At 37.7% G+C, this 25,020-nt stretch carries 23 protein-coding genes; 20 read left to right on the forward strand and 3 right to left on the reverse strand.

The window, feature by feature from the left end; all coding sequences use genetic code 11:
* Window positions 1-69 precede the first annotated feature (69 nt).
* From PTQ27_RS07460 to mutS, 8 genes are all read left to right on the forward strand, one after another.
* Window positions 70-483 (forward strand): PACE efflux transporter, encoded by a 414-nt coding sequence (locus PTQ27_RS07460; RefSeq protein WP_273749136.1) that lies wholly within the window; start codon window positions 70-72, stop codon window positions 481-483.
* A 123-nt stretch (window positions 484-606) separates the two neighbouring features.
* On the forward strand, window positions 607-1,593 hold the full coding sequence (locus PTQ27_RS07465; protein WP_273749135.1) for a substrate-binding domain-containing protein: 987 nt from the start codon (window positions 607-609) through the stop codon (window positions 1,591-1,593).
* A 247-nt stretch (window positions 1,594-1,840) separates the two neighbouring features.
* Window positions 1,841-2,830 carry a galactose/glucose ABC transporter substrate-binding protein MglB gene (mglB, locus tag PTQ27_RS07470; RefSeq protein WP_273749134.1) on the forward strand — a complete coding sequence of 330 codons (990 nt, stop codon included), beginning with the start codon at window positions 1,841-1,843 and terminating at the stop codon, window positions 2,828-2,830.
* Window positions 2,831-2,902: 72 nt separating this feature from the next.
* Window positions 2,903-4,402, forward strand: a complete 1,500-nt coding sequence (gene mglA, locus PTQ27_RS07475; protein WP_273749133.1) for a galactose/methyl galactoside ABC transporter ATP-binding protein MglA — start codon at window positions 2,903-2,905, stop codon at window positions 4,400-4,402.
* Window positions 4,403-4,416: 14 nt separating this feature from the next.
* On the forward strand, window positions 4,417-5,427 hold the full coding sequence (gene mglC, locus PTQ27_RS07480; protein WP_273749132.1) for a galactose/methyl galactoside ABC transporter permease MglC: 1,011 nt from the start codon (window positions 4,417-4,419) through the stop codon (window positions 5,425-5,427).
* 178 nt (window positions 5,428-5,605) lie between these two features.
* Window positions 5,606-6,649, forward strand: a complete 1,044-nt coding sequence (locus PTQ27_RS07485) for a Gfo/Idh/MocA family oxidoreductase (RefSeq protein WP_273749131.1) — start codon at window positions 5,606-5,608, stop codon at window positions 6,647-6,649.
* Window positions 6,650-6,756: 107 nt separating this feature from the next.
* Window positions 6,757-7,755: a YeiH family protein gene (locus PTQ27_RS07490; protein ID WP_273749130.1), complete on the forward strand. Its 999-nt coding sequence runs from the start codon at window positions 6,757-6,759 to the stop codon at window positions 7,753-7,755.
* Between the two features lie 115 nt (window positions 7,756-7,870).
* The gene (mutS, locus tag PTQ27_RS07495) at window positions 7,871-10,483 is read left to right on the forward strand and encodes a DNA mismatch repair protein MutS (protein ID WP_273749129.1); all 2,613 of its coding nucleotides are present in this window, start codon (window positions 7,871-7,873) and stop codon (window positions 10,481-10,483) included.
* A 53-nt stretch (window positions 10,484-10,536) separates the two neighbouring features.
* Here mutS and PTQ27_RS07500 read toward each other — a convergent pair whose 3' ends face one another.
* Complete coding sequence (locus PTQ27_RS07500; protein ID WP_273749128.1) at window positions 10,537-11,988, reverse strand: porin family protein; 1,452 nt, start codon at window positions 11,986-11,988, stop codon at window positions 10,537-10,539.
* A gap of 73 nt (window positions 11,989-12,061) precedes the next feature.
* On the reverse strand, window positions 12,062-12,973 hold the full coding sequence (locus PTQ27_RS07505) for a transferrin-binding protein-like solute binding protein (RefSeq protein ID WP_273749127.1): 912 nt from the start codon (window positions 12,971-12,973) through the stop codon (window positions 12,062-12,064).
* A 228-nt stretch (window positions 12,974-13,201) separates the two neighbouring features.
* On the opposite strand from PTQ27_RS07505, the gene rsfS reads away from it, so the two are divergent.
* From rsfS to gntR, 11 genes are all read left to right on the forward strand, one after another.
* Window positions 13,202-13,516 carry a ribosome silencing factor gene (gene rsfS, locus PTQ27_RS07510; protein ID WP_273749126.1) on the forward strand — a complete coding sequence of 105 codons (315 nt, stop codon included), beginning with the start codon at window positions 13,202-13,204 and terminating at the stop codon, window positions 13,514-13,516.
* 92 nt (window positions 13,517-13,608) lie between these two features.
* Complete coding sequence (gene rlmH, locus PTQ27_RS07515; RefSeq protein ID WP_273749125.1) at window positions 13,609-14,076, forward strand: 23S rRNA (pseudouridine(1915)-N(3))-methyltransferase RlmH; 468 nt, start codon at window positions 13,609-13,611, stop codon at window positions 14,074-14,076.
* A 12-nt stretch (window positions 14,077-14,088) separates the two neighbouring features.
* On the forward strand, window positions 14,089-16,038 hold the full coding sequence (gene mrdA, locus PTQ27_RS07520; protein ID WP_273749124.1) for a penicillin-binding protein 2: 1,950 nt from the start codon (window positions 14,089-14,091) through the stop codon (window positions 16,036-16,038).
* The gene (gene rodA, locus PTQ27_RS07525; RefSeq protein ID WP_273749123.1) at window positions 16,031-17,158 is read left to right on the forward strand and encodes a rod shape-determining protein RodA; all 1,128 of its coding nucleotides are present in this window, start codon (window positions 16,031-16,033) and stop codon (window positions 17,156-17,158) included. Before mrdA ends, rodA begins: the two co-directional genes overlap by 8 nt.
* Window positions 17,159-17,247: 89 nt before the next feature.
* Complete coding sequence (locus PTQ27_RS07530) at window positions 17,248-17,829, forward strand: septal ring lytic transglycosylase RlpA family protein (RefSeq protein WP_273749122.1); 582 nt, start codon at window positions 17,248-17,250, stop codon at window positions 17,827-17,829.
* A 22-nt stretch (window positions 17,830-17,851) separates the two neighbouring features.
* Entirely contained in the window at window positions 17,852-19,030 is a 1,179-nt protein-coding gene (locus PTQ27_RS07535) for a serine hydrolase (protein ID WP_273749121.1), read from the forward strand.
* A gap of 113 nt (window positions 19,031-19,143) precedes the next feature.
* A complete protein-coding gene (gene ybeD / locus PTQ27_RS07540) occupies window positions 19,144-19,443 on the forward strand; it encodes a DUF493 family protein YbeD (RefSeq protein ID WP_273749120.1) in 300 nt (99 codons plus the stop codon).
* Window positions 19,444-19,498: 55 nt separating this feature from the next.
* On the forward strand, window positions 19,499-20,152 hold the full coding sequence (lipB, locus tag PTQ27_RS07545) for a lipoyl(octanoyl) transferase LipB (RefSeq protein WP_273749119.1): 654 nt from the start codon (window positions 19,499-19,501) through the stop codon (window positions 20,150-20,152).
* A gap of 14 nt (window positions 20,153-20,166) precedes the next feature.
* Complete coding sequence (gene lipA / locus PTQ27_RS07550) at window positions 20,167-21,162, forward strand: lipoyl synthase (RefSeq protein ID WP_273749118.1); 996 nt, start codon at window positions 20,167-20,169, stop codon at window positions 21,160-21,162.
* A 345-nt stretch (window positions 21,163-21,507) separates the two neighbouring features.
* Entirely contained in the window at window positions 21,508-21,831 is a 324-nt protein-coding gene (locus PTQ27_RS07555; RefSeq protein WP_273749117.1) for a DMT family transporter, read from the forward strand.
* Window positions 21,832-21,923: 92 nt separating this feature from the next.
* Window positions 21,924-22,922, forward strand: coding sequence for a gluconate operon transcriptional repressor GntR (gntR, locus tag PTQ27_RS07560; protein ID WP_273749116.1), 999 nt, complete (start codon window positions 21,924-21,926; stop codon window positions 22,920-22,922).
* A 31-nt stretch (window positions 22,923-22,953) separates the two neighbouring features.
* Here the strand turns inward: gntR and PTQ27_RS07565 are convergent, their stop codons facing one another.
* Window positions 22,954-23,469, reverse strand: coding sequence for a gluconokinase (locus tag PTQ27_RS07565; protein WP_273749115.1), 516 nt, complete (start codon window positions 23,467-23,469; stop codon window positions 22,954-22,956).
* A 188-nt stretch (window positions 23,470-23,657) separates the two neighbouring features.
* On the opposite strand from PTQ27_RS07565, the gene PTQ27_RS07570 reads away from it, so the two are divergent.
* Window positions 23,658-25,007, forward strand: a complete 1,350-nt coding sequence (locus PTQ27_RS07570; protein WP_273749114.1) for a GntP family permease — start codon at window positions 23,658-23,660, stop codon at window positions 25,005-25,007.
* The last annotated feature ends 13 nt before the right edge of the window (window positions 25,008-25,020 follow it).

The following is a 25,020-nucleotide window of genomic DNA, read 5'->3' on the forward strand; positions in this document are numbered from 1 at the left end:
TAAATCTGTAATAATTTGATTTAAAATATACTTTTGGCTTTTTCGTGATTTGTAAATTTTGGAGGAAAAATGACCGCTAGAGAGCGAGTTTTACACGCAGTATTATTTGAGCTTTTCGCAATAATTTTTACGGTTATTCTAACATCATTATTTACAAGCCACAGCACTGGTGCTTTAACAGGAGTGATTATATTGATTTCAGTTATTGCAATGGTGTGGAATTTTATCTTTAACTGGGGATTCGATAAAGTTATTACGGGTGAGCGAGTTGCCAGAGGATTAGGTATTCGTATTATACATTCACTGTTATTTGAAGGTGGTTTGTTGATTTTTACTATTCCTTTAGTAATGTATATGCTTAATATTGGTTGGTGGGAAGCTTTTCTGCTTGATATTGGAATGACATTATTTATTTTGGTTTATTCTGTTATTTTTAATTGGGTTTACGACCATCTGCGTCTTAAGTTTATTAAATCTTCTTAGCATATAGTAAATTAGCAAGCTCTATTTTTCTTTCCTAAACTGTGAACTAGATCACGGACGATTCTGGCAAAATTAGCTATTCTCTAGTCTAATCATATTTTTACATAGCAAGAGGGACATTCTATGAAACATATCGTATTAAGTGCTTTAGCATTATTTGTGATCTTTACTGCGAATGTGAGTTATGCTCAGCCTGAACATCGAGTCGGGGTAACTATTTATAAATATGATGATAACTTTATGAAGCAGATGCGTAAAGATATAAACGATGAGGCAAAAAATTTAACTCATCTAAAATGGTTTATGAATGATGCTCAGAACTCTCAAGTTAAGCAATTAAAACAAGTTGAAACATTGCTTGCCCATAAAATGAAAGTATTGGCAGTTAATATTGTTAATGCAAATGAATCAAAAACTATTGTTGAAAAAGCAAAAGTACATAACGTACCGGTTGTCTTTTTTAATCGCTCGCCTGAACCTGCAGCTTTAGCAAGTTATGACAAAACTTATTTTGTGAGTGCTGATCCTAAAGAAGCGGGTAAAATCCAAGGTGAACTTATAGCTAATGCGTGGAAGGCTAATCCGAGTTTCGATCTTAATAAAGATGGTAAGTTACAGTATGTTCTATTAAAAGGTGAGCCAAGTGATGTAAGTGCTATTCGCTCTCAAGCTGTTATCGATGAGTTGAATCGACAAGGCATTGCAACAGAAGAGGTTTATAGTGATACTGCGATGTGGCGTGCAGCGGTTGCTCGTAATAAAATGAATGAGTGGCTTGTGTCAAACCGAGCGAATGAAATTGAGATTGTTATTTCAAATAACGATGAAATGGCAATAGGGGCTTTAGATGCCTTACGAGCTCACGAGAAACAGTTACCTTTATTTGATGCCTTACCTGAAGCATTAGCATTAATTAAAACAGGTGAAATGACAGGTTCGGTACTTAATGATAGCCTTGCTCAGAGCAAAGTAGTAGTAAAATTAGTGGCAAATTTAGCTGATGGTAAGCCTGCAACACAGGGAACCGAATGGGAAGCACAAAAAGAGCGAACAATTTATGTTCCGCATATTGGTGTTAGTCAAGAAAACTTATCCCAATTTTTAAAGTAGTAATTTGATTTTTAGGGCAGCTTTTAAGCTGCCTTAATTTTTTACAAGCGGCCATATTTTTATAATATTTTGTTATATTATTTGTGGAGTAAATATTTAAAAATAACTATTGGGATTAAAATTTTCTCCATTTTGTGTGAAATTTGTGATAGCGATCACGGATTATTTTCTAAAAATTCGTTATTCTTTGCTGCAAGTTGCTTATGGTAAGCAATTAATATGTCTATATAAAAAGAGGGAATATCCTATGAAGAAAGCAGTATTAAGTGCAGTCGCAGTAGCAGTCGCTTTAGGTGCAACTATCAGCACCGCTCAAGCTGAAAATCGTATTGGTGTAACCATCTATAAATACGACGATAACTTTATGGCATTAATGCGTAAAGAAATTGAGAAAGAAGGTAAAGAACAAAAAGTTGAGTTATTAATGAATGACTCACAAAATACTCAATCTATCCAAAATGACCAAGTAGATGTATTACTTTCTAAAGGTGTTAAAGCATTAGCCATTAATTTAGTGGACCCTTCTGCGTATAAAACCATTATTCAAAAAGCAAAATCAGAAGATGTACCTATTGTTTTCTTTAACAAAGACCCAGGTTCAGCTGCGATTGAGAGCTATCCAAAAGCCTATTATGTGGGTACAGAGCCTAAAGAGTCAGGTATTATTCAAGGTGAATTAATTGCAAAACAATGGAAAGCAAATCCAGAATTAGACTTAAATAAAGATGGCAAAATCCAATTTGCACTGTTAAAAGGTGAACCTGGCCACCCTGATGCAGAAGCTCGTACAAGATATGTTGTAGAAAGCTTAAAAGCACAAGGCATTGAAAGTGAGCAAATCTTTATGGATGCAGCTTTATGGGATGCAGCTCAAGCAAAAGATAAAGTAGATGCTTGGTTATCAAGCGGTAAAGCAAAAGATATTGAAGTGATCATTTCTAACAATGATGGTATGGCTCTAGGTGCATTAGAAGCAACAAAAGCACACGGCAGAAAATTACCTATCTTTGGTGTAGATGCATTACCTGAAGTTCTTCAATTAATCAAAAAAGGTGAAATTGCAGGTACTGTGTTAAACGATGGTGTAAACCAAGGTAAAGCGGTTGTTCAGCTTTCAGCAAACTTAGCAGATGGTAAAGATGCAGTGGCTGATACACAATGGAAATTAGAAAACCGTGTTGTACGTATTCCTTATGTAGGTGTTGATCAAGATAATCTTGAAGAATTTTTAAAATAATCAGTACTTTATGGCACGAGTGTCAGCATTCGTGCCTTTTTTTCGATTTTTCGATGTAATCAGGGGTGAGATATGACAGGCGAAGTATTACTTACAATGACAAATGTAAGTAAGTCGTTTCCGGGGGTGAAAGCCTTAGATCACGCTAACTTAACTGTAAAATCCCACAGTGTTCACGCTTTAATGGGAGAAAATGGAGCAGGTAAATCCACACTGCTCAAATGTTTATTTGGTATTTATGCTAAAGATGAAGGCGAAATTCTTTTTCTTGGCAAACCTGTGAATTTTAAAACATCAAAAGAAGCACTAGAAAACGGGATCTCAATGGTTCACCAAGAGTTGAATCTCGTCAAACAAGTTACGGTAATGGATAATTTATGGTTAGGTCGTTATCCATTAAGAGGGCCTTTTGTTGATCACGATAAAATGTATCGTGATACCAAAGCGATTTTTGATGAATTAGATATTAATGTTGATCCTAAAGAAAAAGTTGCAAAACTGTCTGTATCACAAATGCAGATGATTGAAATTGCTAAAGCATTTTCTTATGACGCAAAAATTGTGATTATGGATGAGCCAACTTCCTCTCTTTCAGAAAAAGAGGTGGAGCATCTCTTTAAAATTATTCAAAAATTAAAAGATAGAGGCTGTGGCATTATCTATATTTCTCACAAAATGGATGAGATTTTCAAAATTTGCGATGAAATTACCATTCTTCGAGATGGAAAATGGGTCAATACGGTTGCAATCCAAGATACTTCAATGGATCAAGTCGTTTCGATGATGGTAGGGCGAGAACTTACACAACGTTTCCCTGCAAAAACAAATATACCAAAAGAAGTGGTATTAGAAGTCGAAAATCTGACTGCTAAAAACCAGCCGTCTATTCAAGATGTGAGTTTCACGCTACGTAAAGGTGAAATTTTAGGTGTGGCTGGCTTAGTTGGGGCAAAACGCACCGATATTGTAGAAACTATTTTTGGAGTGCGTGATAAAGCAGCGGGAACGGTCAAATTACACGATAAAGTTATCAATAACCGCAATGCTTTTGATGCCATTAATAATGGTTTTGCGTTAGTTACAGAAGAACGTCGCTCAACGGGTATTTATGCAAACTTAAGTATCGAATTCAATTCATTGATCTCGAATATGAAGTCTTACCTAGGGAAATTTGGTTTGCTAAGTAATAAAAAAATGAGAAGTGATACCCAATGGGTGATTGATGCAATGAACGTCAAAACTCCCTCACACCAAACCAATATTGGTTCGTTATCTGGCGGTAATCAGCAAAAGGTAATTATTGGGCGTTGGTTACTTACCCAGCCTGAAATCTTAATGCTAGATGAACCTACTCGAGGCATTGATATTGGTGCCAAATTTGAAATCTACCAACTGATTTTAGAATTAGCCAATAAAGATAAAGGGATTATTATGATCTCATCAGAAATGCCAGAACTACTAGGGGTAACAGACCGAATTTTAGTGATGAGTAACGGTAAAGTTGCAGGTATTGTTGAAACCGCCAAAACCTCGCAAGAAGAAATCTTGCAACTCGCAGCAAAATACTTATAAACAAGGAGTGAATTATGTCCGCGTTACAACAAAATAAAACGCTCGATTTTTTTAAACAAAATGCTATTTATTTTGTACTTTTAATTTTATTAATTGTCATTATTGTACAAGACCCAAGTTTCTTAAGTTTACGAAACTTCAGTAATATTTTATCGCAATCTTCCGTTCGTTTAATCATTGCCCTTGGGGTAGCAGGCTTAATTGTTACCCAAGGTACAGACTTATCAGCAGGACGACAAGTAGGCTTGGCGGCGGTAATTTCTGCCACCTTGTTACAATCAATGGAAAATATGAACAAAGTGTTCCCTGACCTCGGCGAAATTCCTATTCCAGTGGTTGTTTTAACGGTCTGTGTGATTGGTGGTTTAATCGGTTTATTTAACGGTATTGTGATTGCATACCTAAACGTAACTCCGTTTATTGCCACAATGGGAACAATGATTATCGTATATGGTATTAACTCTCTTTACTATGATGCGGTAGGTTCTTCTCCTATTGCTGGTTTTAGCGATAATTTCTCAACTTTTGCACAGGGTTTTTTCCGTTTTGGTGATTTTAAACTCTCATACATTACCATTTATGCAGTGATTGCCACTATTATTATGTGGACGCTATGGAATAAAACCCGCTTTGGTAAAAACGTCTTTGCTATCGGTGGTAACCCAGAAGCCGCTCGTGTTTCGGGGGTAAATGTACCTTTAAACCTAATGGGTATCTATATGATTTCTGGTATCTTCTATGCCTTTGGTGGTATGTTAGAAGCAGGTCGTATCGGTAGTGCAACAAATAACTTAGGTTTTATGTATGAGATGGATGCCATTGCCGCTTGTGTAGTAGGTGGTGTATCTTTCGCTGGTGGTGTCGGAACCATTATTGGTGTTGTAACTGGGGTATTAATCTTTACCGTAATTAACTACGGTTTAACCTATATCGGCGTAAACCCTTACTGGCAATATATCATTAAAGGTAGCATCATTATTTTAGCTGTAGCGATTGACTCGCTTAAATATGCGAAGAAAAAATAGAATATAATAGAACCAATAAAAGCCAACTTTTGACGAAGTTGGCTTTTTAAATTTCCTCCATTGCCACATCACTACACTCTAAATATTTGGAGCAAAATGTTTTGCAAAATTTCCTTAAAATTTAACCGCTTGTGCTCCTTTCCGAGTACAATAAACAAAAAAGCGTTAAGGAGATTTTATGCAAATAGTCAATATCGGTCTTGCTGGAGCCGGTTTTTCCAGCCGGGTTTTTCATCTTCCTTTCTTTAAACAAGATGCTCGTTTTTGTGTGCAGAAAGTGTATGAGCGTACAAGTAATAATGCGGCTCAGTGGTTACCAAGTGCGGAAACAGTGCGAGATTTTGCTTCACTTTTAACTGATGAGATTGATTTAATTGTGATTACTACACCAAACCAAACACATTATGATATGGTAAAAGATGCCTTATTAGCCGGTAAGCACGTGTTGGTTGAAAAGCCGTTGGTGGCAACAGTTACAGAGGCAAAAGAGCTTGCAACGCTTGCGAAAGAGCAGGGCAAGGTGCTTTATGTTTATCAAAATCGTCGCTGGGATAGCCATATTGCTACAGCAAAAACTATTTTGGAGCAGAATTTATTAGGCGATGTAGTAGATTGTGAAATCCGTTTTGATCGTTATGCTAAAGAAAAAAATGCGAAAGTATGGAAAGAGGCGGGCGATAAAGGCACAGGCTTAGTTTATGATTTAGGTGTGCATTTAATTGACCAAGCCTTGTATTTATTTGGTAAGCCGCAAGCCGTTTATGCTGATGTGCGTTATCAGCACGAAGGAGCATTGGTGGACGATAATTTTGATATTCATCTTTACTATGCTAATGGTTTTAAAATGGTACTAAAAGCAAGTAAATATGCTCGTGAACCTAGTCCAACTTTTGTGTTGCACGGTAAACTAGGTTCTTATGTTAAACAAAATGCCGATAATCAAGAAGATTTATTAAAAAATGGTGTTGTTCCCGTTGATGATTGGAATGCAGAAACTGAAAGTGAATGGGGTATTTTGCATACGGAAATCAATGGCAATGTAGTGCGTCAGCCTTATCCAAATACAAAAGCAAGTTATCAATGCTTAGTAGAAAATTTATATCAAACGATTGCCAATAATGCTGAGCCATTAGTAAAACTTGATGAAGTTATCTGTGTACTTAAAATAATTGAAGTGGTGTTTGAAAGTGCAGAATCGGGGCAAAAAATCACGCTATCCTAATCAATATACTTTAAAAGGTGTGCTTCTAGCGATGCACACCTAATCAGACAAAGTTGCAAAGTTCTGCTAAAATTTGACCGCTTATTTTTTACCTTTCTGAAATTATTATGAAAAATTATCTTCCTGGCTTAGCTCTTGTAGGTGCAGTTACATTATTTGCTAAATTAATCTCTTTAACATCTTTTTCTCAAACCTTGCATTTAAGTGCATTAATTTTAGCTATTTTATCGGGCTTTCTTATTGGCAATATTGTTTATCGCCGTTTAGAAAGTCAAATTGCTGTCGGGGTTAATTTTGCAAAGGGAATCTTATTACGTCTCGGTATTATTTTGTATGGATTTAATTTAACAATGCAAGATATTCAATTAGTCGGTGTTAATGCGATTGTAACCGATGCCATAATGTTAATCAGTACTTTCTTTGTAACTTGCTTACTTGGTATTTATTTGCTCAAAATTGATAAACAAATTGTTTATTTAACCGCAACAGGATGTAGTATTTGTGGAGCAGCTGCGATTTTAGGGGCTCAATCTGTCGTCAAAGCAGATTCGCATAAAGTTTCTGTTTCAATAGGCTTAATTGTTATTTTTGGTTCTATAGCAATGTTTCTTTACCCAACCTTGTATTCCCTTGCTCTTGGCTTAACGGATAAACAATTTGGCATTTATATTGGTTCGTCAATTCACGAGGTTGCCCAAGTGTATAGTGCGGGCAAAATGATCAGCCCTGAATTAGCAGATGTTGCAGTGATCAGTAAAATGATTCGAGTGCTAATGCTTGCTCCTTTTTTGATTTTGCTCTCTTTTTACTTACAACGTAGCGAGCAGGGAACCTACCAATTCAAAATGCCTTGGTTCGCCCTCTTATTTATTGTGATGGCACTGATTAATTCAACTGGGTGGATTCCTGCGGATATTGTCCGTTTCTTAAGTCAAATATCGGCTGTTCTTTTGATGATGGCGATGGCAGCAATGGGGATTACAACGCAACTCTCAACGTTGAAACAAGCTGGATTTCAACCTTTATTACTCGGATTAATGAGCTTTCTTTGGTTAGTTATTGGTGGATTTGCACTCAATTATGCGATGCAAATGCTATTTTATTAACAAAAGGAAGGTAATGAATAATACCTGCAAAATCAAGGGCTAAAATAGCCTTGTTTTTTCTAAATTGCGAATCTGTTACACTAATTATAATTATATCTAACTACATAAATCTCAAATGACAAAAGATCTATCCAACCATACGCCAATGATGGTGCAATACTTACAACTTAAAGCTCAAAACCCAGACATTCTGCTGTTTTATCGAATGGGGGATTTTTATGAGTTGTTTTATGATGATGCCAAAAAAGCCGCTACATTGTTGGATATTTCATTAACCAAGCGTGGGCAATCTGCAGGTGAGCCGATTCCAATGGCGGGGGTGCCGTATCATGCAGTGGAAGGCTATTTGGCAAAATTGGTGGCATTGGGGGAAAGTGTTGCAATTTGTGAGCAAATTGGCGACCCTGCTACCTCAAAAGGCCCGGTTGAACGTAAGGTTGTTCGGATTGTAACACCTGGAACGGTTAGTGATGAGGCTCTTTTGCCTGAACGGCAGGATAATTTGGTGGCAGCCATTTATGAAGAAAAAGGTACCTTTGCCATTGCCACATTAGATATGACTTCCGGACGGTTTTTAATCAGCGAATTAGCAAGTAAAGAGGCACTCACGGCTGAATTACAACGCTTGCAACCAGCGGAAATTCTCTACCCAGAAGATTTTTCTGCGGCAGGCATTTTAAATAATTACAAAGGTTTACGTCGTCGCCCAGTATGGGAATTTGAGTTGGTAACCGCAATTCAGTTACTAAACCGCCAATTCGGTACGCAAAGTTTAGCCGGCTTTGGGGTGGAAAAAGCGGTTGTTGCCCTTTGTGCCGCAGGTTGTGTGCTACATTATGCCCAAGAAACTCAACGCACGGCATTACCGCATATTAATGCCATTCATTTAGCTCAACATAGCGATACCGTATTGCTTGATGCCGCTACCCGCCGAAATCTTGAACTGACCCAAAACCTTGCCGGCGGTACAGAACATACCCTTGCCGATGTATTAGATAAATGTGTTACCCCAATGGGGAGCCGTTTATTAAAGCGTTGGATTCATCAACCAGTTCGAGATTGTGGCAAACTACAAAACCGCCAGCAGACCATTGCAGCGTTAATGCAAAATGATCGTATTGCCGATTTACAACCATTGTTGCAACAAGTGGGCGATATGGAGCGTATTCTCGCTCGAGTGGCATTGCGTTCGGCTCGCCCTCGAGATCTTACTCGCTTACGTACTGCTCTGGCACAAATCCCCGAAATTGCAAAAAATTCGCAAAATCTGACCGCTAGTTTAGATAAATTACTCTCACAATTAGCTGATTTTAGTGAGCTACACAATTTATTAGCACGTTCAATTATTGAAAATCCACCGCAACTAATTCGTGATGGTGGGGTGATTGCCCAAGGTTACAATACGGAACTTGATGAATGGCGACAACTTTCAGACGGGGCAACGCAATATTTAGAAAACCTAGAAATTCGTGAGCGTGAAAGTACGGGCATTGATACCCTAAAAATCGGCTTTAATGCGGTGCACGGCTACTATATTCAAATCAGCCAAGGGCAAGCCCATAAAGCACCGATTCATTATGTTCGCCGTCAAACGTTAAAGAATGCAGAGCGTTATATTATCCCTGAATTAAAAACCTATGAAGATAAGGTGCTGAAATCGAAAGGGGCAGCATTGGCATTAGAAAAGCAACTCTACGATGAGCTGTTTGATATTTTGATGCCTCGTTTGGGTGAACTACAACTGGCGGCAATGGTACTTTCGGAATTAGATGTCTTAACTAATCTTGCCGAGCGAGCTGAAAGCCTAAATTATGTTTGCCCGACTTTTAGCCCAAATAGAGGGGTAAATATTAAAGGTGGCAGACACCCAGTGGTAGAGCAAGTGTTAAAAGAGCCGTTTATCGCTAACCCTGTATTTTTGAATGCTCAGCGTCATTTATTGATCGTAACGGGACCGAATATGGGCGGTAAAAGTACCTATATGCGACAAATTGCCCTGATTACGTTAATGGCATATATTGGCAGTTTTGTGCCAGCGGAAAGTGCGGAAATCGGGCCGATTGATCGCATTTTTACCCGTATTGGAGCCAGTGATGATCTCGCCTCTGGGCGTTCAACCTTTATGGTGGAAATGACCGAAATGGCGAATATTCTGCACCAAGCCACCGAAAACAGCCTTGTGCTGATTGATGAAATCGGGAGAGGAACTTCAACTTATGACGGGCTTTCACTTGCGTGGGCGTGTGCAGAATGGTTGGCGAAAAAGACGCAGTCCCTCACGCTATTTGCGACCCATTACTTTGAATTAACCGGCTTGCCGAATCAGCTTAAAGGTGTGGCAAATGTGCATTTAGATGCCAGAGAACATAACGACACTATCGCCTTTATGCACAGCGTGCAAGAAGGGGCTGCAAGTAAAAGTTACGGTTTGGCAGTAGCAGCTTTGGCTGGGGTGCCGAAACAAGTCATTCAGCTGGCAAAACAGCGTTTAGCCCACTTAGAAGAAATCTCTGAGCAAACAAAACAAGCAAACGAACATCCACAAGCGGATCTATTATTTAATGCCTCTTTTGATAGCGATTTGCAAAATAATGACAAAATTTCACCGCTTGCAGAGCCTAAAATCAGCGAAGTGGAGAAAGCACTCAATGCTATTCAGCCAGATGAACTAACCCCAAGACAAGCGTTAGACGAACTGTATCGTTTGAAAAAGTTGTTAAAAAGCTAAATAAAAACGCCCCGAAGCGATTTACATATCAACAGGGGCGATTTACATTTAGACTAGAAAGTATGAGAGAACTCAAGATAGACTCTGTTCTTATCATAACTGTAAAACGAGTGGTTGCTTTTTACTTTTGTATAATGCCAAGTTAAGCGAGGTGTAATGCCCCAGAAGTGCAATCCTCGATGCCATAAGCTAGTTTGCACGCTATATTCTTTATTTCGTTGAGTAAGATCGAAAATAGGCATATCGGCACGATATTGTTTTTTAGCATAACTTAAACTCAGTTGGCTTAATAAACCGTTTTTCCACTCTTGCCCCCAACCGACAGAAATACCTCGGCGAATAAAACTATCATCTAAATCTCGTGTGCTGGTTCGATTAAAGTTTGCCCCTAAAAACCAATACTGCTGGCTGTTTGGGTAAAAATAAAGCGATGGTGCAACAAAATGGTAATTACCGTCTAAGTGCTGGCGGCGAGTGTAACGCTGCTCGGCATATTCATAAGTAATGGCAGCTTGCCATTGTGGAGTTAGCCAATATCGCCAATGGCTATTAATACCGCCACTGTTGGAATAACGTTTTGCACTTTCGCTTTGTCTAGAGCCACCGCTATACCACACTTGTTCTAAAAAAGGTGAGAAAGTGACACGTTGCTTAGCAGTTTGGTAGCCAATACCAATACTTTCTCGCAAGGAATATTCATTATATTTTTTATTATTCCAGTAATATTTGCCATTTGTATTTAAACGAAATTGGTGAAAGAAACCATTTCCCCAAGACCATTTTTTATCCGCTTCAAAATAAAAGCCAATACCTTGTGCCGATTCTCTTTTCGGTGCAATCCAATTGCCGTATCGTGTGCCTGAAGCCGGAGCATTATTAATATTCGGATCGTTTAAATAGGTTAGCCCACCTTGAAGATTCCACTTATCTTGTTTACTGATAGCTTCTAAATAACCGGTGATGATTTGTGTAATTTGTGGCGGTAATTTATCCGCTTGTAGCTTGTGAAATTGAGCTTCAGCAGCTTCTGTTTCACGATTTTCAAATAAGGCAACCGCTAATTGCATTCTAATGATTTGATGCTCAGGGTAACTCGCAATAAGATTGCGGTACAGTTGAATGGCTTTGGTATAATCTTGGTCTGCTTTCGCCTCTATCGCTTTAGCCCATTGCAGTACTTCGCTATTTTGTTGAGTTTGCGGCAACTGCTGATAAATAGGGAGAAGAAAAAGGATATTTTCGATATGGTTCATTGCTAATGCCGATAGCATAGCTGAATTAAGCAAATTTGGCTGTTGAATTAACTCTTGGCGGGTAAGTGATATTTGCTGATTATTAGCATTGTTTTCAGGAATGTTTATATGGTTATTTTGCTTCGGGTGTTCTAATTGGTACTCTTTTTGTATATGCTGATCATTCATACGCTCTTGAATTTGGATAGACTTATCATCAGCGTAGATAGCTTGAGAGATTAATAGGAATAAGAGAGAAATTTTTATTTTCATTATAGGGAAGATTGTCGTAAAGCTTGATAGAAAAGGCTATTTTTCAATAGCCTTTTAGATAGATCAAGTAAAATTATTGCTTTTTACCCCCAAATGCACCCGCAAAGCTTGATGAGTAGTATGCTCCGCCAATCTCCGTAGCTTCTGAACCATAAAAATTGCCTTTTAGTGATGCCGAATCTCTGTGATAAATTGCTTTTCCTTCAAAGGCATTTCCATTAATGCTACCAGTAATATTCACATCTTTTGCAACTTGCCCTGTGATAGTTTTATTAGCAAAATCAACATTTAATAAGTTATGCTCTGAGGTTGAACTTTTCCCCTTTTCTACAAAAACACTATCAACAGAATAGATTGCAGTTTTTGTGGTTGGCATTTCTGAAACAGGAGTTACCTGACCTTGTGCAAATACATAACCATAAGAATGCCCGAATTTCAGATTAGCAAATTTTGATCCGCTTATAAAAAATTGATCAAAGTTTATACCTTCAATTTCAGTACCAACAAATGAGGTAAAACTACCAGAATCACTATCACTCGTAATAACGGGTATTGGTCTGTTTCCCTCAATAATTAATGTGGTTTTATAATCGTCATTTTTTTTAATTTCAAATGATTTACCATCTTTAATATAAAATGCCTGCCCCATTACATTATTTTTAAGCGTACTTGGTTGCGACGGTGGTGTATTATGATTGATAGAAGCTTTCTTATCTGTTTGTTTTGTAATAGAAGGATTTTCATCATTTACTGGAACTACAGGTGCTGAAACTTTGTTCGCTCCTTGCACGAGTGGTGCCGCTACTTCGTTACTTTTTGGACTTACCGCCACCGATGTATCATTTTTTCCTTGAGTCATAGTGGTAGGTGCTTTATTGCCCTCTTGGTTTATTGATGATGTTTGATTACCACCGCCAGAGCTACTACAGGCAGAAAGCAAGCCTATTGTTATAAGCGAAAGGCTAAGTGTGGTTAATTTCTTCATCGTATATTCTCCTTTTAAATTATAATAATAGTAACCATTATCACTATCAAAAAGAGATTATCTGATATTTATTACTTTTTGTAAAATTACAAGCCTAAAACAACCTATTTAGCACTCCCCTTCAAGCGCTTATTTTTGAAAAAAACGGTATTTAACCGCTTTCCTCCTTTATCCCCCCTAAATCTGTGCTAAAATTTACCATTTTTACAGTATTAAAGAGAGAATAACGTGGAACAAAATTTAGTCGAATTTTTAACAAAAACCTTAGATGATTTAAAAGCTCAAGATGTATTAGCTATTGATGTGAAGGGCAAATCAAGTATTACAGATACGATGATTGTTGCAACGGGGACATCAAGTCGTCACGTCGCTTCAACTGCTGAGCGTTTAATCACGGAAGCAAAACAAGCAGGGTTTGAAGTATTTGGTGATGAGGGTAAAGCGGTTGCCGATTGGATTGTGGTCGATTTCGGGCAAGCGATTGTTCACTTACTTCAGTCTGATAGCCGTGATATGTATCAATTAGAAAAACTTTGGGCATAATTTCTTTTTTCTTTCGATGGTAAGCGGTCATATTTTGGATTAATTTTGCAAAATCCAATATTTTTGAGAAAAATAGCCGCTTGTAAAAATATATGAAAATTCAATTAATTGCAGTGGGTACTAAAATGCCAGCTTGGGTAACAACTGGTTTTGAGGAGTATCAGCGTCGTTTTCCAAAAGATATGCCTTTTGAGCTTATTGAAATTCCTGCAGGTAAACGTGGGAAGAATGCAGATATTAAACGTATTCTAGAGCAAGAAGGCAAAGCAATGTTAGCCGCAGCAGGAAAAGCGAAGATAGTTACCTTAGATATTCCAGGTAAGCTTTGGACAACAGAGCAACTCGCAACCCAATTAGAAGCTTGGAAAAACGATGGGCGAGATGTTGCATTGTTAATCGGCGGGCCAGAAGGTTTGTCGCCGGAATGTAAGGCAGCAGCAGAGCAAAGTTGGTCTCTTTCGCCATTAACATTGCCACATCCGCTTGTGCGAGTGGTGGTGGCGGAAAGTTTATATCGTGCGTGGTCTTTAACCACAAATCATCCATATCATCGAGAATAATTTGAACGCTATATGTTTGGTAAATTAGGAAAACTCACTTCATCAAATCAAAGAGAAAAAGTTCGAGACGGGCAGGCTGAAAGTAACTTGTTCGCTCGTCGAGCTTTTATTGCATTTTTTGGGGTGCTTGGATTAACAGGTATTTTGCTTGCAAATTTATATAATTTGCAGATAGTGAATTATGAAGATTATCAGACTCGTTCAAATGGTAACCGTATTAAATTATTGCCTGTGCCACCAGCACGAGGGTTAATTTATGATCGTAATGGTAAAGTTTTAGCGGAAAACTTAACCTTTTTTGGTTTATTTATTGTGCCAGAAAAAACGGAAAACATAGAGCAAACCTTACTTGAATTAAAAGAGGTGGTTGGTTTAACCGACGAAGACATCGAGAATTATAATAAAGAGAAAAAGCGAACCTCTCGTTATACTCCTATTATGTTGAAGGGTAATTTAACAGAAGAGCAGATGGCTCGTTTTGCAGTGAACCAATACCGTTTTCCGAGTTTAGATGTGCAAGCCTATTATAAACGTAATTATCCTTATGGTGAGTTATTAACCCATATTATCGGTTATGTAGCTAAAATTAATGAAAGTGATAAGAAAAAGCTACAAGAGGAAGGAAAATTCGGGAATTATGCAGGTTCTCACGATATGGGGAAACTCGGTATCGAGAAATTTTATGAAGATCAGCTGCACGGTAAAACGGGCTTTGAAGAAGTTGAAATTAACAACCGTGGTAAAGTGATTCGTAAATTGCGAGATCAAGAAGGGGTAGCTGGTAGCAGTATCCGCTTAAGTATTGATGTGGACTTGCAACAGTACGTAATGTCTTTGATTTCAAAGCATAAAGGTGCAGTTGTTGTGCTTGATCCTCGAGATAGTAGCATTTTAGCAATGGTTTCCAACCCAAGTTATGATAACAATTTGTTTGTGGGAGGGATTTCAAGTAAAGACTATAAAGGTTTATTAGACGATCCTGATAGACCGCTTTATAGCCGTTCAACACAAGGTACTTACCCCCCTGCTTCTACAATTAAGCCTTTTATGGCAGTAGCTGGCTTAGAAGAGCAAATTATTACTGCAAGTACAACAATTTCAGACCCAGGATATTGGATATTGCCAGGCACAACTCAGCGTTACCGTGACTGGAAGCGTAGTGGACACGGGGCAACCAATGTGAATAAAGCGATTACTGAGTCTTCTGATACCTTCTTTTATCAATTAGCCTATAAAATGGGGATTGATAAAATGTCAGAATGGATGAAAAAATTTGGTTTTGGTGTAAAAACCGGAATTGATATTTTTGAAGAATCTGCTGGTGTAATGCCCACTCGAGAATGGAAACAAAGACGTCATAAAAAACCGTGGGTGCAGGGCGATACGATTCCCGTTGGTATTGGGCAGGGGTATTGGATTTCAACACCATTGCAACTAGCTAAGGCAACAGCAATATTGATTAATAACGGGAGAGTGAATACTCCTCACTTGATGCTAGAAGTGCAAAGTAGTAATTCGGTTACACCTTATCAAGATCCACTACTTTACGAAGATATTAAAGGGGTGCCGGAAGCCTATTGGAATTTGGCAAAATTGGGAATGTATAATGTAAATCACGCTTCAAACGGTACAGCTCGTAAGGTATTTGCTAATGCCCCTTATCGTTCTGCAGGCAAAACAGGAACCGCCCAAGTTTTTAGTTTAAATGGTCGAAATTACGATAAAAATGCAATTAGAAAAGAGTTGCACGATCACGCTTGGTTTATTGGTTATGCACCTTATGAAAAACCGAGCGTTGTCGTGGCATTAATTCTTGAAAATGCCGGTGGTGGCGGCAGTGCAGCGGCTCCAGTAGCTCGTCAAATTATGGATTATGCTTTAAAAAAAGGAATAACTGAGCAACCTGCTTTGCAAAATGCAGAACAAAATCGACCGCTTGATTTAGAGGCAAACAATGAATAATGGAATAAAAAAATTATTTTGGAAAATTTTTTCGTTAGATATTTTCCTATTGGTTGCATTATTAGCGATTACAGGCTATGGATTACTCGTTTTATATAGTGCGAGCGGTGCAAATGAGCGAATGTTTACAAGCCGAATTATTCAGGTATCACTTGGGTTTGGGTTAATGCTTATTATGGCGATGATTCCTCCCCGTTTTTACCAAAAAATATCGCCTTATGTATATGTATTTTGTTTAGTACTATTAATTTTAGTTGATTTAATTGGTGAGACAAGTAAAGGGGCTCAGCGTTGGTTGAATTTAGGTTTTGTCCGTTTTCAGCCTTCAGAAATTGCCAAGCTTGCAGTTCCTTTAATGGTGGCAACCTATTTAGGAAAACGAGCTCTTCCACCAAGCTTTAAGGATACTTTTATTGCACTTGCAATTATTTTAGTGCCTACCTTGTTGGTTGCTATTCAGCCCGATTTAGGTACATCTATTCTAGTTTGCTCGGCAGGGCTTTTTGTTCTCTTTTTAGCTGGGTTAAGCTGGAAATTAATTAGTGCAGGCTTTATTTTTTTGGCAGGATTTATTCCAATTATGTGGTTTTTTTTAATGCACGACTACCAAAAAACTCGAGTACTAACCTTATTTAATCCTGAGAAAGATCCGTTAGGTGCAGGCTATCATATTATTCAATCTAAAATTGCGATTGGTTCAGGTGGAATGAATGGTAAAGGTTGGATGGAAGGCACGCAATCACAATTAGAGTTCTTACCGGAGCCGCATACCGACTTTATTTTTGCCGTTTTAAGCGAAGAACATGGTATGATCGGTGTTTTGATTTTATTGGCAATTTACCTATTTATTATTGCTCGAGGGCTGATGATTGGCACTAAATCGGATTCTGCTTTTGGTCGAATCTTATCTGGTGGCACGGCTCTTTTGTTTTTTGTTTATGTTTTTGTAAATATTGGTATGGTAAGTGGTATTTTGCCGGTAGTAGGTGTACCATTGCCACTTTTCAGCTATGGCGGTACATCTTATGTTACCCTTATGGCTGCATTTGGTTTGATGATGTCCACTTATGTGCATCGTAAACGAATAGGTAGTAATAATCCTTACGATAAGCTGAAATAAATTAAACTTTTGCTTTTTTGCGGTATCAAAAAGCAGTGAAACTATCATCGTTACAAACAATAACGACATCCACATAGAGGAAACCTTATATGAGATTAGGTAAAATTGTAACCCTGTTGTTAGCTGGATTTCTGACTTTTAGTTCATTAAATTCCTTTGCGGCGACAAAGGATGCAAAAACGAAGTCAAATATTTCAACAAAGAAGCAAACAACTTCGAAAGTAACAAAAAAAGCAGTTAAGACCTCAAAAAAAGCAACCAAAAAAGTTGTTAAAAAGAGTTCGACGGTTAAGAAGAAATCGGCAAAAGAACTGCATAAAAACCCGACTCGTAAATACTTTCAAACAGGAATTGCGAGTTATTACGCAAATAAATTTAACGGTCGTCGTACTGCAAATGGTGAGATTTTTAGTAATGCAAAAATGACAGCTGCACACAGAACATTACCATTTGGTACTTTAATTGAAGTAACTAATTTACGTAATGGTCGTTCTGTGATTGTTCGTATTAATGACCGAGGGCCTTATATTCACCCTCGAGTGGTAGATTTATCATCTGCTGCAGCTAAAAAAATTGGAATGCACCACTCAGGAATAGCAAGGGTCAAAATTGACATTTTAAATCAAAATGCAAAAGCTGGCTCAACCAAAAAACTTTATGCTCGAAACTAATTAGAGGAATTGAAACAAGTTTATGAAAAAGACATTTGTGAAAGCAATGGGATTTATTAGCGTCGCTATATCAAGTATGGCTTATGCTGATTTAAATACAAATTTTAACTTACAAGCCCCACAATTAAATGCACAGACTTATATCTTAATGGATTATAACTCTGGCGAAGTATTAGCCAGCCTTAATGCTGATCAACGTCAATACCCAGCATCATTAACAAAAATGATGACAGGTTATGTTGTTGGTGAGGCCTTAAAAGAAGGCAGAGTTAAAAATACAGATATGGTTACTGTGACTGAGAATTCGTGGGCACAAAAATTCCCGGGTTCTTCACTAATGTTTTTAGAACTTAACTCAAAAGTATCAGTAGCTGATTTAATGAAAGGCTTAATCATTGTTTCAGGAAATGATGCGTCTGTGGCATTGGCTGAGCACGTATCAGGTTCTCAAGCTGCTTTTATTAATGAAATGAATAAATATGTGCAACAGTTTGGTTTAAGAAATACCCATTTTACCACTGTGCACGGTTTAGACGATCCAGAACAATATTCATCAGCTCGTGATATGGCAATTATTGGTGCACATATTATTCGTGACCAGCCAGAAGAGTATGATATTTATGCAGAAAAAGAGTTCCAATACAACATTAAAAAACCACAACCAAACCGTAATGGCTTATTGTGGGATAAAACAATGCAAGTTGATGGAATCAAAACCGGTCATACAAGTAAAGCAGGTTATAACTTAGTCGCCTCTGCAACAAATAGCAATACTCGTTTAATTTCTGTTGTAATGGGTGTGCCAACATACAAAGGCCGTGAAGTTGAAAGTAAAAAATTACTTCAATGGGGTTTTGCTAATTTTGAAACAATCAAATCTCTTCCTGCGGCTCAAGCTGTAGCAGAGCCAAGTGTTTATTATGGCGAAGTCAATAAAGTTCAATTAGGTGCTATTAACGATAGTTTTGTGACTATTCCTAAAGGGCGTGCTGCAGATCTAAAAGCACGTTATGAGTTAGAAAAGAAAAATCTTGAAGCTCCTTTAGTAAAAGGTCAAGTTGTTGGAAAAATGATTTACCAATTAGATGGCAAAGATATTGCTAGCACTAATTTACAAGCCTTACAAGATGTGCCAGAAGCGGGTATTTTTGGTAAAGCTTGGGATTGGATAGCTTTAACAGTAAAAGGTTTATTTGATTAATCTTGCAACTTAATTTTTTATCCCCATCTAGGGTAGATAAGATCAAGCGGTGTGATTTTGTAAAAAATTTGCAAAATTTCACCGCTTCCCCATTTAAGAAATAAGGATTAAAAATGTCTCAATCAAAAACGGTTAATTTACAAGATTTACCACAAGCAAAATTAAAAGATTTATTAGCATTTCCGTGTAGTTTCACATTTAAAGTGGTTGGTGCTCATCGTGATGATTTAGTTGATGATGTTGTAGCAGTCACCCAGCTTTATGCAAAAGGAGACTACAACCCACGCCAGCAACGTAGTTCAAAAGGAACTTATAATTCAGTTTCTATCGATATTATTGCAGAGCATATCGATCAAGTTGAAACACTTTACACCGAATTAGCAAAAATTTCAGGCGTAAGAATGGTGTTATAATTTTTTATTATTTATTGCTCCAATCGGGGCAATCTTATTTCGGAAGGTATGAGAAATGAAGTTGATTATTCGCCAACTCGGCATTCAGCCTTATGAAGAAATTTGGCATAAAATGCAAGCCTTTACAGATAAACGTGATGAGCATACAGATGATGAAATTTGGCTCGTTCAACACTCACCTGTTTTTACTCAAGGATCAGCAGGCAAGCCTGAGCATTTACTTAATCCGACAAATATTCCCGTAGTCCAAAGTGATCGTGGCGGACAAATTACCTATCACGGAGAAGGGCAGCAAATTATGTATGTGTTGCTTGATATTAAGCGTTTAAAAGCTGAGGGAAAAGAGATCTCTGTGCGAGAACTAGTAACTGCCTTAGAGCAATCTGTCGTAAAAACGCTTGCAGAATATGGCATTGAAGGATATCCAAAAGCAGATGCTCCAGGGGTTTATGTAGAAGGCAAGAAAATCTGCTCGCTTGGGCTACGTATTCGAAAAGGTTGTTCTTTCCACGGTTTAGCACTTAATATAAATATGGATCTAACCCCATTTAAATATATTAACCCCTGTGGTTATGCGGGGCTTGAAATGTGCCAAGTCAGTGAATTGATTCATCGAAAAGATCTAAGTTGTGATGAGATCTCCCCAAAATTAGTCACTCACTTTACCTCAATTTTAGGCTATAATAGCGAACAAATTATTAACAAATAGGATACAAAATTTTAATGGTTACGGCTACAAATCAGTCAAATCCGAAAAAAATGGCTCCTTTTAAAATGGAAAAAGGGGTGAAATATCGTGATGCGGCTAAAACCTCAATTATTCAAGTAAGAAACATTGATCCAGACCAAGAGTTATTAAAAAAACCAGACTGGATGCGAATTAAATTACCAGCCAGTTCGGCAAAAATCGATAGTATTAAAAATGGAATGCGTCGTCACGGATTGCATTCCGTATGTGAAGAAGCTTCGTGTCCTAATTTACACGAATGTTTTAATCACGGTACGGCAACCTTTATGATTATGGGGGCAATTTGTACTCGCCGTTGCCCATTCTGTGATGTCGCACACGGTAAACCTTTACCACTAGATCCAGATGAACCACGTAAAGTGGCGGAAACCGTGCAAGATATGAAGTTAAAATATGTGGTTATTACCTCTGTCGATCGTGATGATTTACCAGACCGTGGTGCAGCCCATTTCTCAGCAACTGTGCGTGAAATTAAAGCACTTAATCCAAACTGCAAAGTAGAAATTTTAGTACCAGATTTCCGTGGAAGAGTAGAACAAGCGGTTGCAATTTTAAGAGAAAATCCGCCAGATGTGTTTAACCACAACCTTGAAAATGTACCACGTTTATACCGTGAGGTTCGTCCTGGTGCCGATTACAACTGGTCTTTAGAATTACTTAAAATCTTTAAGCAAGAGTTTCCAGATATTCCAACCAAATCAGGTTTAATGGTAGGGCTTGGCGAAACTAATGAAGAAATTTTAGAAGTGATGCAAGATTTACGTGATCACGGTGTAACAATGCTGACTATCGGTCAATACTTACAACCAAGCCGTCATCACCTAAAAGTAGAACGTTATGTACCGCCTGCAGAATTTGATATGTTCCGTGAAGAAGCTGAGAAAATGGGCTTTGAACACGCAGCTTGCGGGCCATTTGTCCGCTCTTCTTACCACGCTGATTTACAAGCAAAAGGTGAATTAGTTAAGTAATCTTAAGAGGGCAACCAAATTGGTTTGCCCTTTATTTTGCAGATATAATTTGCAATTTTTTGAAAAAAGTAACCGCTTGCATAAATCTAAAAATGTGGGCGATGTTTCAGGTTTCCAATATTTCTCTTCAAGTATTCGGTAAATACGCTAGCGATAACAATTTTTTACTAATTTTAAGACTACCTAATTCTGTTATTCCTTCACTATCTAAAAATCGCTATCTTGATTTAAGCGGATATAATCAGTTTGTAGATGAATGGCTAAGGCACTGACAACATAAGCTAGAAAGGCGGAGAAGTATTAGGTGCTAAAGCCTGTAATAAAAAAGATTAAAAAGGATAATAAATGAATATTTGGATCTTACTTGCCATTTCCATTTGCTTAGAAATAGCAGCAACTAACTTACTTAAATTAAGTAATGGCTTTACTAAGGTGGCACCTACAGTTAGCTCGCTATGTCTATATGCTCTTTCTTTCTACTTCCTATCAATTATTTTCCGTACCCTACCTGTTGGGATCGTATATGCTATTTGGTCTGGTGTTGGCATAGTTCTTACTGCGATTGTTGCCTACTTTGCTTTTGGGCAAAAAATAGATTTAGCTGGTTTAATTGGTATTGCGTTAATTTTAGCTGGGGTACTGGTTATTAATTTGTTTTCAAAGGTATGATTTGCTTTAATAATGAATAAAGTGTTCATCATTTTCTGAGTTAAGATATAATCGGATACATTAATTTTTTTACTCATTAACCAGCGACTCCAATGATTAAACATAAACGCCCAACCTTACAAGATATAGCCAACCATCTCGGTATTACTAAAATGACGGTAAGCCGTTACTTACGTAACCCAGATTCAGTGGCAAAAGAAACTGGTGCAAAAATCGCACAAGCAATAGAGCAGTTTGGGTATATTCCTAACCGTACACCAGATATTTTGTCTAATGCCAAAAGCCGAGCGATTGGTGTTTTAGTCCCTTCTTTAACTAACCAAGTTTTTGCAGATGTGATTAAAGGTATTGAACAAGTTACCGATAAAGCAGGCTATCAGACGATGTTGGCCCACTATGGTTATAGTGAGCAGAAAGAAGAGCAGCGTATTGAGTCGCTGCTTTCCTATCATATTGATGGCATTATTCTGTCTGAGAATCATCATTCGCCCCGTACACTCAAAATGCTAGAAGTTGCTCATATTCCTGTAATAGAAATTATGGACAGCAGCGAAATTGGTATTCAGCAAGCGATTGGTTTTGATAACTTCGCAGCAGCTCAAGCAATGGTCGAAACAATGATTGCTCGTGGTAGTCAGCACATTGTTTATTTTGGAGCCAGAATGGATAAACGTTCGCAACTCAAAATGCAAGGTTACACCTATGCTATGCAGAAAAATGGTTTAACACCGAATAGTATTACTACGGAAAAACATTCCTCATTTACGCTTGGAGCAGAGCAATTACAACAAGCATTAGTGAAATTTCCACAAATTGATGGGATTTTTTGTACAAATGATGATTTGGCGATAGGAGCATTATTTGAATGCCAACGTTTAGGTATTGCCGTCCCCAAACAGATTAAAATTGCAGGTTTTCACGGACACGATGTTGGACAATCGCTCACTCCACAACTCGCAAGTGTTATTACTCCTCGTTTAGATATTGGACGAGTGGCCGCCAGTGAATTGTTAGATCGTTTAAATGACGTGCCACAACAAAGTCCAATTATCAATTTAGGTTATAAAATTCATTTGGGCGAGAGTGTTTAAGTTGCAAAATACCCTCTTTTTTGACCGCTTGTTAGAGTAAAGGTTGAATTGCTTGTACGCAACGATCTACTACTTCATTAAAACTACCATCAATATCAATAAAAATAACATCGGCTTCATCTGCCTGCGGAATTTCTAATGTATCGAACTGGCTTTGAAGCATTTCGGTTTTCATATAATGCCCTTTGCGTTGTTTCATTCGTTCTAAAACTAATTCAAAAGAACCGTGTAAGAAAATAAATCGTACATCTGCATTACCTTGGCGGATTTGATCTCGATATTTTTTCTTTAAAGCAGAGCAAACAATAATTCCTTGTTCACTTTTTTGCTCAAGGCTAAATGCTGCATCGTTAATACGTTCTAGCCAAGGCATACGATCATCATCGTTTAATGGTGTGCCACTTCCCATTTTTATAATATTAGCTCGAGGGTGTAGATCATCCCCATCAATTAATTTTAATCCTAATTGTTGTGCAATAGCGGTACCAACAGTTGTTTTCCCTGTACTGGAAACACCCATTAAGATAAAAGCTTTTCCTTGCGACATATTTTTCCCTTTTGTTATCGGTAACTTAAATATAAAAGGAATTTATCAATATTATGAACAAAAATCACGTTGAAAAACGATAAAATTTGAACTTGATCACAAAATTAAAATAAAAATTAACTGAATATTTACAAAGATGGTTTTTATGGATATGTTACCGATAACAATTAACTATTAGAGGAATACATATGTTACTGTTTATTATGGGGGCAGCAATTTTATTGTTGTTGATCTTAATTATAAAATTCAAAGTACACGCCTTTGTGGCACTGATTATTGTTAGTTTATTGACAGCTCTTGCTGCAGGTATTCCTGTCGATAAAATTCTACCAACAATGTTAAATGGTTTTGGAGGTACTCTTGCTTCTGTAGCATTATTAGTTGGTCTTGGAGCAATGATCGGCAGATTACTAGAAATTACAGGGGGAGCTAAGGTATTAGCGGATACGCTTATCAATAAGTTTGGTAAAGAAAAAGCACCACTAGCATTAGGAGTAGCCTCATTGCTATTTGGTTTCCCTATTTTCTTTGATGCCGGTTTGGTTGTAATGCTACCAATTATTTTTAGTGTCGCTAAACAATTTGGTGGTTCGGTATTACGTTATGCTTTCCCTTCAGCTGGGGCATTTGCGGTAATGCACGCATTTCTTCCTCCTCACCCAGGTCCTGTTGCCTCTGGGGATTTACTAGGAGTAAATATTGGTTTATTAGTTTTAGTTGGTTTAGCTTGTGCAATTCCAACTTGGTATATCGGTACTTACTTATTTAGTGAATTTATCAGCAAACGTATTCACGTAGATTTACCAAAAACGTTTTTAAATGCTCAACCAGCAAGTGAAACAGCAGTACAAAATCCACCAAGTTTTAGCAAAGTACTTACTGTTTTAGTATTGCCAATTATACTCATTTTATTTGATACGGGCTTAAACACATTATCTGTGGCTAAAGTAATTGATGGATCACAGCCTTGGGTGGAAGGCTTACGCTTAATTGGTAAAACACCAGTCGCACTATTAATTACCTTAATTGTTGCTATCTTATTATTACGAGATACTCGTAGTTTGGATCAAATTGAAAAAATTTGTAATAACGCATTAGGTCCAATTTGTTCTATTGTTTTAGTAACTGGGGCTGGTGGAATGTTCGGCGGTGTGTTACGTGCTAGTGGTATTGGTGATGTACTCTCAGAAATGATGCAAGATACTGGAATGCCGATTGTAGTTGCTGCCTTTATGATTGCTGCCGTATTCCGTGTTGCACAAGGTTCTGCAACTGTTGCTCTTACAACAACCGCCGCTTTACTAGCACCGACTGTTGCAGCAGCAACGGATCTAAGCCAATTTGACCTTTGCTTTATTGTAATTGCAATAGCATCTGGTTCAACTGTGCTTTCTCACGTAAATGATTCAGGTTTCTGGTTAATCAGCCGTTTCCTCGAAATGGATGAAAAAACAACTCTGAAAACTTGGACGTTATTAGAAACTTCGATTGGCGTAACGGGCTTTATCTTCGCATTAATCGGCAGTATCCTACTTTAAATTCACAAAAAAC

The sequence above is a fragment of the Mannheimia cairinae genome (assembly GCF_028649535.1).
Classification (GTDB): domain Bacteria; phylum Pseudomonadota; class Gammaproteobacteria; order Enterobacterales; family Pasteurellaceae; genus Mannheimia; species Mannheimia cairinae.